Origin of the sequence: Pseudomonas sp. KCJK9111 (assembly GCF_046231935.1) — a bacterium.
GTDB lineage: Bacteria > Pseudomonadota > Gammaproteobacteria > Pseudomonadales > Pseudomonadaceae > Aquipseudomonas > Aquipseudomonas parafulva_B.
In genome coordinates this window covers 36,586-50,266 of record NZ_JBJJMO010000003.1, presented here as the reverse complement: position 1 = coordinate 50,266, position 13,681 = coordinate 36,586, and the positions used below count along the sequence as shown (strand labels likewise).

General features: G+C 62.5%; 12 protein-coding genes. 10 read left to right on the top strand and 2 right to left on the bottom strand.

Going from position 1 to position 13,681, the window contains the following annotated elements; translation table 11 throughout:
- The first annotated feature begins 59 nt into the window (after window positions 1-59).
- The 5 genes from ACK59L_RS02150 (at window position 60) to ACK59L_RS02130 (ending at window position 5,653) form a co-directional block, all read left to right on the top strand.
- The gene (locus tag ACK59L_RS02150; RefSeq protein WP_196136149.1) at window positions 60-1,670 is read left to right on the top strand and encodes an ABC transporter substrate-binding protein; all 1,611 of its coding nucleotides are present in this window, start codon (window positions 60-62) and stop codon (window positions 1,668-1,670) included.
- 88 nt (window positions 1,671-1,758) lie between these two features.
- A complete protein-coding gene (locus tag ACK59L_RS02145; RefSeq protein ID WP_058604498.1) occupies window positions 1,759-2,769 on the top strand; it encodes an ABC transporter permease subunit in 1,011 nt (336 codons plus the stop codon).
- Window positions 2,770-2,778: 9 nt separating this feature from the next.
- Entirely contained in the window at window positions 2,779-3,705 is a 927-nt protein-coding gene (locus tag ACK59L_RS02140; RefSeq protein WP_409271585.1) for an ABC transporter permease subunit, read from the top strand.
- Window positions 3,706-3,716: 11 nt separating this feature from the next.
- Window positions 3,717-4,685 (top strand): ABC transporter ATP-binding protein, encoded by a 969-nt coding sequence (locus ACK59L_RS02135; RefSeq protein WP_196136147.1) that lies wholly within the window; start codon window positions 3,717-3,719, stop codon window positions 4,683-4,685.
- On the top strand, window positions 4,685-5,653 hold the full coding sequence (locus ACK59L_RS02130) for a peptide ABC transporter ATP-binding protein (protein WP_409271582.1): 969 nt from the start codon (window positions 4,685-4,687) through the stop codon (window positions 5,651-5,653). Before ACK59L_RS02135 ends, ACK59L_RS02130 begins: the two co-directional genes overlap by 1 nt.
- A gap of 221 nt (window positions 5,654-5,874) precedes the next feature.
- Here ACK59L_RS02130 and ACK59L_RS02125 read toward each other — a convergent pair whose 3' ends face one another.
- Complete coding sequence (locus ACK59L_RS02125) at window positions 5,875-6,774, bottom strand: hypothetical protein (protein WP_027913710.1); 900 nt, start codon at window positions 6,772-6,774, stop codon at window positions 5,875-5,877.
- A 211-nt stretch (window positions 6,775-6,985) separates the two neighbouring features.
- Between ACK59L_RS02125 and ACK59L_RS02120 the strand changes: the two genes are divergently transcribed.
- From ACK59L_RS02120 to ACK59L_RS02105, 4 genes are all read left to right on the top strand, one after another.
- Window positions 6,986-7,786, top strand: a complete 801-nt coding sequence (locus ACK59L_RS02120; protein ID WP_409271580.1) for a helix-turn-helix domain-containing protein — start codon at window positions 6,986-6,988, stop codon at window positions 7,784-7,786.
- Between the two features lie 63 nt (window positions 7,787-7,849).
- Window positions 7,850-9,256, top strand: a complete 1,407-nt coding sequence (locus ACK59L_RS02115; protein WP_058637476.1) for an FAD-binding oxidoreductase — start codon at window positions 7,850-7,852, stop codon at window positions 9,254-9,256.
- Window positions 9,257-9,284: 28 nt separating this feature from the next.
- Window positions 9,285-9,626, top strand: a complete 342-nt coding sequence (locus ACK59L_RS02110; protein WP_058604382.1) for a cupin domain-containing protein — start codon at window positions 9,285-9,287, stop codon at window positions 9,624-9,626.
- 51 nt (window positions 9,627-9,677) lie between these two features.
- Window positions 9,678-10,757, top strand: coding sequence for a polyamine ABC transporter substrate-binding protein (locus tag ACK59L_RS02105; protein ID WP_027913706.1), 1,080 nt, complete (start codon window positions 9,678-9,680; stop codon window positions 10,755-10,757).
- Between the two features lie 109 nt (window positions 10,758-10,866).
- Here ACK59L_RS02105 and ACK59L_RS02100 read toward each other — a convergent pair whose 3' ends face one another.
- Window positions 10,867-12,450: a peptide chain release factor 3 gene (locus tag ACK59L_RS02100; RefSeq protein ID WP_409271577.1), complete on the bottom strand. Its 1,584-nt coding sequence runs from the start codon at window positions 12,448-12,450 to the stop codon at window positions 10,867-10,869.
- Between the two features lie 512 nt (window positions 12,451-12,962).
- Here ACK59L_RS02100 and ACK59L_RS02095 point away from each other — a divergent pair.
- Window positions 12,963-13,676, top strand: coding sequence for an ABC transporter permease (locus ACK59L_RS02095; protein WP_027913703.1), 714 nt, complete (start codon window positions 12,963-12,965; stop codon window positions 13,674-13,676).
- The last annotated feature ends 5 nt before the right edge of the window (window positions 13,677-13,681 follow it).

The window sequence follows — 13,681 nt, the reverse complement described above, 5'->3', positions numbered from 1 at the left end:
GGCCCGCTTGCCAGCGGGTCGGGCGTCAGGCTGGAGCACAACGCAGGGAGAATTGATCCATGCAAGCTGTGACCAAGAAGACATCGGCACTGCGGCTGTTGCTGGCAACGCTGATCCTGGGCAGTACGTCTCAGCTGGCCGCCAAGCCGCTGGTGGTGTGCACCGAGGCCAGCCCCGAAGGGTTCGACGTGGTGCAATACACCACGGCGGTGACGTCCGACGCTGCAGCTGAAACCCTCTTCGACCGCCTGGTGGACTTCAAGCCCGGCACCACGGATGTACAACCAGCCCTGGCCGAGCGCTGGGACATTTCTGCCGACGGCCTGACCTATACCTTCCACCTTCGCCGTGGGGTGAAGTTCCACACCACCGACTATTTCAAGCCCAGCCGCGATCTGAACGCCGACGATGTGCTTTGGAGCTTGCGCCGCCAGCTTGACCCGAACCACCCCTGGCACGACAAGACCAGCATCGGCTACCCCTACTTCGAGAGCATGGCCTTCAAATCGTTGCTCAAGTCGGTGGACAAGACCGACGACTACACCGTAGTGATCACCCTGACCCGGCCCGAGGCGCCTTTCCTGCGCGACATGGCCATGGGCTTCACGTCCATCTATTCCGCCGAGTACGGCGATCAGTTGTTGGCAGCCGGCAAAACGGCAGAGCTCAACAGCAAGCCAATCGGCACCGGGCCGTTCATTTTCCAGCGCTACAACAAGGATGCCCAGGTCCGCTTCAAGCCCAACCCGGACTACTTCCGTGGCAAGCCGCCCGCCGATGCCCTGGTTTTCGCCATCGCCACCGACAGTAACGTGCGCCTGCAGAAGTTGCGCGCCAACGAGTGCCAGGTTGCGCTGTATCCCAAACCAGACGATGTGCCGTCGATCATGGCGGATCCGCGCCTGAAGGTCGCGCAGACCGAAGCGCTGGTGACCGGCTACATTGCCATGAACACCCAGCATCCGTACCTGAGTGATGTACGCGTGCGCAAGGCGATCAACATGGCCTTCGACCGCCAGACCCACGTCGACCAGCTGTTCGGCAAAGGCAATGCGCTGGTCGGCGTCAACCCGTATCCCCCTTCGATGATCGGCTACAACACCGCCAACCAGAACCCGCCACGCGATCTGGACCAGGCGCGTGCGCTGCTTAAACAAGCCGGTGTGCCCCAGGGCACGGTCATCACCCTGTTCACCCGCAATGGCGGCGGCCCGACCAACCCAAACCCGCGACTGTCCGCCGAGATGCTTCAGGCCGACCTGGCGCAGATCGGCCTTAAGCTGGATATCCGTGTCATGGAATGGGCCGAAATGCTGCGCCGTGCCAAGAAAGGCGAGGCGGACCTGGTGTCCAGTGGCTGGGCCGGCGACAACGGCGACCCGGACAACTTCCTCACCCCCTTGCTTAGCTGCGAGGCGGCCAGCAATGGCGAGAACTATGCACGCTGGTGCAACTCGAAATTCCAGGCACTGATCACCCGCGCCCGCGAGGTGAGCGACAACGACGAGCGTGCCAGGCTCTATAGCGAGGCATTGACGGTGTACGATGAGGACCAGCCCTGGATCAGCATGGCCCACCCCAAGGTGTTCACGGCCATGCGTGACAACGTGGAGGGCTACGTGATCAGCCCCCTGACCAGCAACAACTTCGCTACCACCCGAGTGAAGTAGAACAACAACGACCGCCGTTGCCCTGTGGGCAATGGCGGCTCTGCCGTGGCAGGTACCTGCCATGCGGCCTGATGAGGTAACTGCGACCATGTTGAGTTTTATTGCCCGGCGCCTCGGCCTGTTGATCCCGACCTTTTTCGGCATCACCTTGCTGACCTTCGCGCTGATACGCCTGATCCCCGGTGACCCGGTGGAAGTGATGATGGGCGAACGCAGGGTCGACCCGCAAATGCACGCCCAGGCCATGGAACGGCTGGGCCTGAACAAACCGTTGCCAGCCCAGTACCTGGACTACATCGGCAAGCTGGCCCAGGGCGACCTGGGCGAGTCGCTGCGCACGCGCGAGAGCGTATGGAGCGAGTTCACCACCTTGTTCCCGGCCACCCTGGAACTGGCCATGGCCGCCTTGCTGTTCGCCGGCGTGGTCGGCTTGCTGGCTGGGGTGATCGCCGCGCTCAAGCGCGGCTCGCTGTTCGACCACGGGGTGATGGGGATTTCGCTGGCCGGCTACTCGATGCCGATCTTCTGGTGGGGCCTGATCCTGATCATGTTCTTCTCGGTGAGCCTGGGCTGGACTCCGGTATCCGGGCGCATCGACCTGCTGTATGACATCGAACCCAAGACCGGCTTCATGCTCATCGACACCCTGCTCAGCGATGAAGAAGGCTCGTTCAAGGATGCGGTGATGCACCTGATTCTGCCGGCCATCGTCCTCGGTACCATCCCGCTGGCCGTGATCGCACGCATGACGCGCTCCTCCATGCTCGAAGTGCTGCGCGAGGACTACATCCGCACGGCGCGCGCCAAAGGGCTTTCCCCGGCCCGGGTCGTGTTCATGCACGGCTTGCGCAACGCCCTGATTCCCGTCTTGACTGTGTTCGGCCTGCAGGTCGGCACCTTGCTGGCCGGTGCAGTGTTGACCGAAACCATCTTCTCCTGGCCGGGCATCGGCAAATGGCTGATCGAAGCCATCGGTGCCCGTGACTACCCCGTGGTCCAGAACGGCATTCTGTTGATTGCCTGCCTGGTGATCCTGGTCAACTTCGTCGTGGACATTCTCTACGGCCTGGCCAACCCACGCATCCGTCATCAGCGCTGAGGCCCCGTCATGACCAACCCGACTGCAAAAAACCTGTCCCCGGTCAGCCCGGTGGACCAGAGCCTGCTCTACCCCTCGCCCTACAAGGAATTCTGGCAAGCCTTCGCGCGCAACAAGGGCGCGGTGATGGGCCTGGCGTTCATGTGCGTGGTGGTGTTCTGCGCGCTGTTTGCGCCCTGGGTCGCACCCCACGACCCCAGCGAACAGTACCGCGAATTTCTGCTCACCCCTCCGGTGTGGCTGGAGGGCGGCACCTGGCAGTTCATCCTGGGCACTGATGAGCTTGGCCGCGACCTGCTCTCGCGCTTGATCCAGGGGGCGCGCCTGTCCTTGCTGATTGGCTTGTCATCGGTGGTGATATCGCTGATCCCCGGCATTCTCCTCGGGTTGCTGGCAGGCTTCTTCCCGCACTTCGTCGGCCCTTCGATCATGCGCCTGATGGACGTGATGCTGGCCCTGCCCTCGCTGCTACTGGCCGTCGCCATCGTCGCCATCCTCGGCCCTGGCCTGATCAACACCGTGATCGCCATTGCCATTGTCTCGCTGCCCTCGTACGTGCGCCTGACCCGCGCCGCCGTGATGGGCGAGCTTAACCGCGACTACGTCACCGCCGCCCGGCTGGCGGGCGCTGGGCTGTGGCGCCTGATGTTCGTGACCGTGCTGCCCAACTGCATGGCGCCGCTGATCGTGCAGGCCACCTTGAGCTTTTCCTCGGCCATCCTCGATGCCGCCGCCTTGGGTTTCCTGGGCCTTGGCGTGCAACCCCCGACGCCGGAGTGGGGCACCATGCTGGCCTCGGCCAGGGATTACATTGAGCGCGCCTGGTGGGTGGTGAGCCTGCCGGGCCTGACCATCCTGCTCAGCGTACTGGCGATCAACCTGATGGGTGATGGCCTGCGCGATGCGCTCGACCCCAAACTCAAGAACGCCGCCTGAGGAGCACACCCATGTCTTTGTTGCAGATCAACAACCTCAACGTGCGTTTTGGCGACGCGGACGCCGTGCCGGTGGTGGACGGGCTGGACTTGCAGGTTCAATCCGGCGAAATCCTGGCCATCGTCGGCGAGTCCGGTTCGGGCAAATCGGTGACCATGATGGCCCTGATGGGCCTGGTTGAGGCCCCGGGCCGGATCACCGCCGATGCCATGACCTTCGACGGTACCGACATGCTCACCCTCAGCGGCCGGCAACGGCGCAAGGTGGTGGGCAAGGATATCGCCATGGTCTTCCAGGACCCGATGACGGCCCTGAACCCCAGCTACACCGTGGGTTATCAGATCGAAGAAGTGCTGCGTCAACACTTGGGCCTCAAGGGCAAGGCGGCGCGGCAACGGGCCCTGGAACTGCTGCAGAAGGTCGAGATCCCGGCCGCCGAGAGTCGCCTGGACGCCTATCCGCATCAACTGTCCGGCGGCATGAGCCAACGGGTGGCCATCGCCATGGCCATTGCCGGCGAGCCCAAGCTGCTGATCGCCGACGAGCCGACCACGGCGCTGGACGTGACCATCCAGGCGCAGATCATGGAGCTACTGGTCAACCTGCAGCAGGAGCGCAACATGGCCCTGATCCTGATCACCCATGACCTGGCGGTCGTGGCCGAGACCGCGCGCCGGGTGTGCGTGATGTATGCAGGCCAGGCTGTGGAGGTGGGCCAGGTGCCAGAGCTGTTCGACATCCCTGCCCACCCCTATACCGAAGCCCTGCTGGCGGCGATTCCCGAGCACAGCCTGGGTGCCGAGCGATTGGCCACCCTGCCCGGCATCGTTCCGGGCCGCTATGACCGCCCCACGGGTTGCCTGCTGTCGCCACGTTGCCCGTATGTGCAGGACAACTGTCGACACCAGCGCCCGGCCCTGGACCCCAAAGCCCAGAGCCTGGCCCGCTGTTTCTACCCACTGAACCAGGAGGTGGCGTGATGGCCGTCGTTCTATCGGCCCGGGACCTGACCCGGCATTACGAAGTCTCCCGCGGGTTATTCAAGGGCCATGCGCTGGTACGCGCGCTCAATGGCGTTTCGTTCGAGCTGGAGGCGGGCAAGACGTTGGCGGTGGTCGGTGAGTCTGGTTGCGGCAAGTCGACCCTGGCCCGCGCCCTGACCCTGATCGAGCAGCCCACCTCAGGCTCGCTGCAGATCGCAGGTACCGAGGTAACCGGTGCCAGCAAGGTCGAGCGCAAGCAACTGCGCCGGGACGTACAAATGGTCTTCCAAAGCCCTTACGCCTCGCTCAACCCGCGGCAGAAGATCGGTGACCAGCTGGCCGAGCCGTTGCTGATCAACACCACGCTGAGCAAGGCGCAGCGGCGTGACAGGGTGCAGAAGATGATGGAGCAGGTGGGGCTGCGCCCGGAGCATTACCAGCGCTATCCGCACATGTTCTCGGGTGGACAACGCCAGCGTATCGCGCTGGCACGGGCCATGATGTTGCAGCCCAAGGTGTTGGTGGCCGACGAACCGACGTCTGCGCTGGATGTGTCGATCCAGGCCCAGGTGCTGAATTTGTTCATGGACATGCAACAGCAGTACGGTACCGGTTACGTGTTCATCTCCCACAACCTGGCGGTAGTACGGCACGTGGCCGACGATGTACTGGTCATGTACCTGGGCAGACCGGCGGAGATGGGGCCCAAAGCCGACATCTACGAAAAGCCGCTGCATCCGTATACCCAGGCCCTGCTGTCTGCCACACCCGCTATTCATCCAGATCCGTCCAAACCGCGTATCCGCATTGCCGGCGAGCTGCCCAACCCGCTCAACCCGCCGGATGGCTGCGCTTTTCACAAACGCTGCCCCTACGCGACCAATCGCTGCGCCAATGATGTACCGGCATTCAGGCAGGTGGAGACCCGGCAGGTGGCTTGTCACTATGCGGAGCAGTTTCTCTAAGGAAGGTATGGATCGGCCGGTCCGGCGGGCCGGCAAGACCGCTGCCAATTCACTGGCTTTCAGAACCGGTGCAAAACGACAGATCGACAAGTAAGACATAAACGAAAAGGGCCGCTAAGCGGCCCTTTTCGTCAGTGCATGAACAGTGCAATCAGAATGATGATTGGAATCGGTACACCCAGCATCCATAGCAATATCGAGCGCATGTTCGTTCTCCTTACTTAGCGTTGAATAGTGCGGTGAGCGACGTAGTCGCCTTCAAGCCACTGGACCTGGTCGCGACGACGACCACCGTACAGCGCGGCGAGGCTGGCGAAGAAGGCGCCGCACAGCAGGGCCACGAAGGTCCACAGGGCAGTCCAGGCAGCCACTTTGGCAGCGGTGTCTGCAGCCTGCTTGGCATCGGTCTTCAGTTGTTGAACTTGAGCCATGACCTGATCGACGCGCGCTTCAGCTTCCGGCTGGGACAGGCGGGTGCGCTGGGCAACCAGCTGCGCCAGGTAGGCACGGTCTTCAGGTGCCAGGGCACCGTCACCGGCAAAGCCTTTGGCCAGAATGCGAGCGGCAACGCCGTTGGCCGCATCATCGCTGACAGGCGCTGGGCCCTCGCCACGGAACAGGCCGTCGACGAAGTAGTCCAGGGACTCGTCCGAGGCATTGGAGGCGGCAGCACCACCGGCAGCGGCGGTCATGCCGGCCGCTTGAGTCGCTGCACTGGCACCTGCACCGACGATGTTGCCGGCGGTACCCAGTACCAGCATGGCCGTCACCAAGGTAGCCACGGCCCACGACAGGAAGCCGTGTGCAGTGTCGCGGAAATACACTTCGTCACCGTGCAGGTTGGCCCATTTCACGCGCAGCCGGCCGGCAATGTAGCCGCCCATGCCCGAAGCGATGATCTGGGTCAGCAGCAACCAGACAATGGTGGAAATACCCAGGGCTTTGGCACTGGCCCCTTCATCTGCCCACGGCGAGGTCGCGGCAAAGCCGAGCCCTGCACCGAGCACTACCAGAAGGAGAGAGATGGCAGCAGCACCGGCTGCGCCAGCGAAGATGGCTGCCCAGGAAACACCTGAGCGGCTTTGTGTATCGACAACGGGATAGTCGGCAGATGAGATCATGATGTGGTCGCCTGTGTTGTTAGCGAGAAGTCCATTCGCGCATTAAACGTTGCAGCCGCTGTGCCAGTTGCCATAAAAAATCCCGCCCTTTTAAATCAAGGAGTTACAAAAACAGGTTAATTATTGACCGTGCAAAATGCGCGAATCGGCCTCCAGCATCAGGTGTTCTGCAATTCTTGTCGCCACGCCAGGGAACAGGCATGATCCTGCCATGACCCTGCCCGATGGCCCGTCCCAGACGCCGATCACCGCCGACACCGTGATGCGCTACCACCTGTGCTGGAAGCATCGCGATCTCGATGGCGTGATGGCGCTGTACCACCCCGACATTCAATACCACGACTTCTTCCAGAATCGCGTGCTGAGCCATGCCGAGCTGCGTGCGTACGTGAGCGCCTGCCTGCCCCATGCCGCCGGCGAGGACATCGTGCACAGCGACCGTATCCGCGTCGATGGCTGTACGGCGTACATTCAGTACCAGGTCACCGTGCAGGGCGGGGACGGCCTGGTGGCGTTCCAGTCCAGCGAGGCGATCACGGTAAAGGACGGCCTGATCTGGCAGGTCAATGAGTACGCCACACTTGTGCGTCAGCAAAGTGCCGGCAGCACCCGCCGCACTTCACGGCCCGCCACCAGCCGGCTAGGGCTGTCCCCGCGTCAGTTGTCGACCATGGCGCAAGACCTTGAACACTACTTCCAGCGACAACGCCCGTACCTGGATCCTGAGCTGAGCCTGCAACAGGTCGCTCAGGCCAGCGGTTACAGCCGCAATCAGATCTCCTACCTGTTGAACCAGGTGCTGGGCCAGAGCTTTTATCGCTACGTCAACCAGGCGCGCCTGCAGCACCTGATGACGATCCTGGCAACTGACAGCGGCCAGGCGTCCATCGATGACGTGGCGTTCAACGCCGGTTTCAACTCGCTGTCCGCGTTCTACAAGTGCTTTCGCGAGCATACCGGGCTGACGCCCAAGGCCTACCTCAAACAGATTTCCTCGCGTGCACGCACGTAAGACAACCGCTGCCGTTGCCCACTAGCATCGCTCCATCACCTGACCGCTTGTGGAGCCCGGCCCATGCAGCCCCTGCGTACCCTCAGCTTGTGGATGGACCAGCTGCAAGAGCCGCTGCGCGCGCGCCCTGCCCTGCGTGAAAACGTCGAGGCAGACGTCTGCATCATCGGCGCTGGCTACACAGGCCTGTGGACCGCTTACTACCTCAAGCGCCAGGCGCCGCACCTCAACATCGTGGTGATCGAGGCCAACATCGCCGGGTTCGGTGCCTCGGGGCGCAACGGCGGATGGCTGATGGGCAATTTGCTGGGTGAAGATCGCCTGCTGGCCAGCCTGTCACCGCTGCAGCGCCGCGCCAGCATCGACCTGCTGCATGACATTCCGGACGAAGTACAGCGCGTCTTGCACCGCGAACAGCTCGATTGCGACTACCGCAAGGGCGGCGTGTTGTACTGCGCGGCGCGGTATCCCGAGCAGGAGCGAAGCCTGCGTGCCTACCTGGACCACTTGTACAACCTGGGCATGACCGAGGACGATTACCGCTGGCTGCGCCCAGCACAGCTGCAGGGCCAGTTGCGCGTGAGCAACGCCTATGGCGCCATCTACAGTCCGCACACGGCCACGATACAGCCGGCCAAGCTCGTCCGTGGCCTGGCCAGCGCGGTCGAGGCCATGGGGGTGCCAATTTACGAGAACACACCGGCGCTGGACTGGCAGCCTGGCGAAGTGACCACCCCGTTGGCACGCCTGCGGTGCAACTGGATCGTCCCGGCGGTGGAAGGCTATGCCGCCAGCTTGCCGCCGTTGGGCAAACACCAGTTGCCGGTTCAGAGCCTGATGGTGGCCACCGAACCCTTGCCGCAAGCCACGTGGGCGCAGATCGGCCTCGACCAGGGGCAAGCCTTCAGCGAGGGCAGCCGGCAAGTGACCTATGGTCAGCGCACCGCCGACGATCGCCTGGTGTTCGGTGCCCGAGGTGGCTACCGCTTCGGTGGCAGGTTACGCGAGGACTTCAACCTCCAGGCCCATGAGATCGAGCTGCGTCGCTACCTGTTCAGCGAGCTGTTTCCACAACTGCGCCATGTGCGCATCACCCATTCGTGGGGCGGCAACCTAGGGATGGCGCGGCGCTTCCGGCCGCACATGCTGTGCGACCGACAGCGGGGTATCGCGTTGGCCGGTGGCTATGGCGGCGAAGGCGTAGGCGCGACCAACCTGGGCGGTCGCACCCTGGCCGCACTTATCCTGAATCAGCAGAACGCGCTTACCGGACAGCCCTGGGTACACGACAACAGGCCGCTATCGAGCTTGGCCAGCTGGCCTGCGGAGCCCAGCCGCTGGCTGGGGTACAACGCCATCATCCAGAGCTTCGTCCACGAGGATCGCACCCTGGCCAACCCCGCGACACCGCCATGGAGACGGCAACTGGCCACCAAACTGGCAGATTTCATGGAAGGCTTCATGCACTGATTCTTCACCCAAACAGGATCGACCTGTCATGAGCATCACTCAGTTCAAACGGGCAGACAGCGCCGTTTTGCAGTCCAGCAGCCCTGTTGCCGTACCCCTCGGCCAGCCCGTGGCGGTGACATCGATCACGTGCGTGCAACGCAGCGATGGCGTGGAAACGGGCATCTGGGAATGCACCCCAGGACGCTGGCGACGGCAAATCACGCAACAGGAGTTCTGCCATTTCATCAAGGGCCGCTGCACCTTCACCCCTGACGATGGCGAACCCTTGGTCATAGAAGCCGGAGACGCATTGATGCTACCGGCCAACAGCACCGGCACCTGGGATATCCAGGAAACCGTGCGCAAGACCTACGTACTCATCTTCTGATCCGCTGATCGCCTGCCTTCGATAACAACACACAAAGCAAGGTAACCCGACATGCGCACGCTAATCATCGCCCCCTTGATGCTGGCCGCCAGCGTGGCCAGCGCGGCAGAAACCGTCAAGATCTACAACTGGTCCAGTTATATAGCGCCCGACACTTTGAAGCAGTTCCAGCAAGCCACCGGCATCGTGCCCACCTACGACGTCTACGACAGCAACGAGACCCTCGATGGCAAGTTGATGACCGGCAATTCCGGCTACGACGTGGTGTTTCCCTCCAACCATTTCATGGCCCGGCAAATCCAGGGCAAAGCCCTCAAGCGGCTGGACAAGTCGCAGTTGCCCAATTGGAAGAACCTCAACCCGGTGCTACTCAAGGCACTGGAGGGCAATGATCCGGGCAACCAGTACGGGTTCCCGTACCTCTGGGGCAGCACGGGCATCGGCTACAACATCGACAAGGTCAAAGCCGTATTGGGCGACGACGCGCCGGTCGATTCCTGGGACCTGATCTTCAAGCCGCAGTACATGAGCAAGCTCAAAGGGTGTGGCGTGGCGGTACTGGACAATGGCCCCGAGTTGCTGCCCATCGCCCTGCACTACCTGGGTCTGCCCCACCACAGCCAGAACCCGGCCGACTACGACAAGGCCAAGGCGCTGCTGATGCAGGTGCGACCGTACATCAGCTATTTCCATTCATCCAAGTACACGGCGGACCTGGCCAATGGCGACGTCTGCGTCGTGGTCGGGTTCTCGGGGGATGTGCTCCAGGCAAAAAATCGCGCCGAGGAGGCCCACAACGGGGTCAAGGTCGGATACTCGATACCCAAGGAGGGGGCGCCGATGTGGTTCGACATGGTGGCCATGCCCGCCGATGCGCCGGACGAAAAGGCCGGGTATGCCTACATGAACTACCTGCTGGAGCCGCAGGTGATGGCCGCCATCAGCAACCACGTGCAATACGCCAACGCCAACCTGCAAGCCGATGCACTGGTTGACCCGGCGCTCAAGGCCAACACCATGATCTATCCGAGCGAAGCGGTGATGGGCAAGTTGTACGCGCTTGAAGCGATGCCAGCCAAGATTGACCGTATCAGGACACGTATCTGGACCAGTGTGAAGGCGGGCAACTGATGCCTGCCCTTGCGGGAACGGCGTCGAACGGTTGAGATGAGCGAGACGGGCGTCGAGCCGCCCTGTTCGCCCAACGGCCTGGCCACCGAAGTGGCCGGGCCCTTTACGCTCAGTGGTGCTCGCGCGTGGCGCGGAACTTGACGTCAGGCCAGCGCTCTTCCATCAGCGACAGGTTGACCCGGGTAGGTGCCAGGTAAGTCAGGTGCCCGCCACCATCGATGGCCAGGTTCTCCATGGCCTTGTTCTGGAATTCCTCCAACTTCTTCTTGTCATCGCAGGCGATCCAGCGCGCCGACCATACGGTGATGGGCTCATAGGCGCACTCGACCTTGTACTCTTCCTTCAGGCGGCTGGCCACCACGTCGAACTGCAGCACACCGACCGCACCGAGGATGATGTCGTTGCTGCGCTCGGGGAAGAACACCTGGGTAGCACCTTCTTCGGCCAGCTGCTGCAGGCCCTGACGCAACTGCTTGGACTTCAGCGGGTCTTTCAGGCGCACGCGGCGGAACAGTTCCGGGGCGAAGTGCGGGATACCGGTGAAGCCCAGTGCCTCGCCTTCGGTGAAGGTGTCACCAATCTGGATGGTGCCGTGGTTGTGCAGGCCGATGATGTCGCCGGCAAAGGCCTCTTCCAGTTGCTCACGCTCGGAAGAGAAGAAGGTCAGCGCATCACCGATGCGCAGGTCCTTGTTCAGCCGCACGTGGCGCATTTTCATGCCCTTTTCGTACTTGCCCGAGCAGATACGCATGAAGGCGATACGGTCGCGGTGTTTCGGGTCCATGTTCGCCTGGATCTTGAACACGAAACCGGTGAATTTCTCTTCCACGGGCTCGACGGTACGCTCGTGGGCAACACGGCCCAGCGGACGCGGCGCCCAGTCGACGACGGCATCGAGCACGTGGTCGACACCGAAGTTACCCAGTGCGGTACCGAAGAACACAGGGGTCAGTTGACCGTTGATGAATTCGTCCTGGTCGAACGCGTGGCAGGCGCCCTGCACCAGCTCCAGCTGCTCGACGAACGCGTCGTACTGGTCGCCCAGGTGAGCGCGGGCTTCGTCCGAGTCCAGCTTGCGAATGATCTTGGCTTCGGTACGCTCGTGGCCATGGCCCGGCGTGTAGACGATGATGTAGTCACCGGTCAGGTGGTACACACCCTTGAAGTCACGGTAGCAGCCGATAGGCCAGGTAATCGGCGCAGCCTTGATCTTCAGAACGGCCTCGATTTCGTCGAGCAGTTCGATCGGGTCGCGGATGTCACGGTCGAGTTTGTTGATGAAGCTGACGATGGGCGTATCGCGCAGGCGACACACGTCCATCAGGGCGATGGTACGCGGCTCTACACCTTTACCGCCGTCGAGCACCATCAGCGCCGAGTCCACGGCCGTCAAGGTGCGATAGGTGTCTTCGGAGAAGTCTTCGTGGCCGGGGGTGTCGAGCAGGTTGATCATGTGCTCGCGGTACGGGAACTGCATCACCGAGGTGGTGATGGAGATGCCGCGCTGCTTTTCCATTTCCATCCAGTCGGAGGTGGCGTGGCGGTCGGACTTGCGCGACTTCACGGTGCCGGCGACGGAGATGGCCTTGCCCATCAGCAACAGCTTCTCGGTGATGGTGGTCTTACCGGCGTCGGGGTGGGAAATGATTGCGAAAGTGCGGCGCTTCGCGACTTCGGCGGCCTGGTTGGTCATGGGAAATCGCCTGACTGGGGGATCAAAAAGGGGCAGCATCATACCTGAAATTCGACTCGGCGAAAATCGGCCAGTGGCGGACGGTTGGGTACCGCGCCGTCCCTCGCTGGCAAGCCAGCGCCTACCTGAGGTGCGCAAACGCCTGCCGTGCGGGGATGGGAACTGGCGCTGCACAGGCAGAACGCGAATACGTGCAAGACCAGTGCTTTCAACGTCTCCAGCTGCATTTATCGATTCTTTTCACTTGCTAGATCGCTGCTAGCCAGTGATTAGTGCTGGCCAAACGCCCCCTGAGATGGGAACCTTTGCCCCCGAGGAGACGTCCACTCCCCTGTAAACCGCTTCGGTTGGGGAACGGTTTCACCAGCGTTTTCGAACCCGACGGGGTTTGGCTCATGGCCTGATCGGCGCCTATGGCTCGCATCGGGCTGCTAATCGCGAACACACCACCGCTGCCTCTCGGGGCTGGCCAAGAAGAAGTGTGCTCGCCGACGACAAGAAGGAGTCCACCTGTGGCGACACGCTACGGAAAAGGGCTGTTGGGATGGGCCGCCGTGCTCGTCATCCTGGCCCTGCTGGTCCATTGGATCGGCCTCGACACAATCGCGCGCTACCGCGATGATCTGACGTTCTACCTGCAAGCGCACCTGGTTCTGGTGCTGGCTTCGATGGCGGCGGCATTGGCCGTGGGCATTCCCGCCGGCATTGCCTTGAGTCGACCGCATAGGGTCGACAAAGCCGAGCGGTTCATGCAGTTCTTCAACATTGGCAACACCATCCCCCCCCTGGCTGTACTGGCCATCGCCCTGAGCGTACTAGGTATCGGCGCAGGCCCTGCCATTTTCGCCCTGTTTCTCGCCTCCCTCCTGCCCATTGTGCGCAACACCTACGAAGGGCTTAAAAACGTTCCCGCCTCGCTCAAGGAAGCCGCTACCGGTATCGGCATGACGCCGCGCCAGCAGTTGTGGCAGGTGGAGCTGCCCAATGCCGTGCCCATCATCGTCGGTGGCGTGCGTGTAGCACTGGCGCTGAACGTGGGCACCGCCCCGCTCGCCTTCCTGATCGGTGCCAACAGCCTGGGCAGCCTGATTTTCCCCGGCATTGCCCTGAACAACCAGCCCCAGCTTTTGCTGGGCGCCGCTTGCACGGCACTGCTGGCATTGCTGCTGGACGCACTGGTGACGTTCGCCAGCAAGCGCTGGCTGGAACGTGGCCTGGCCCAATAACCCGA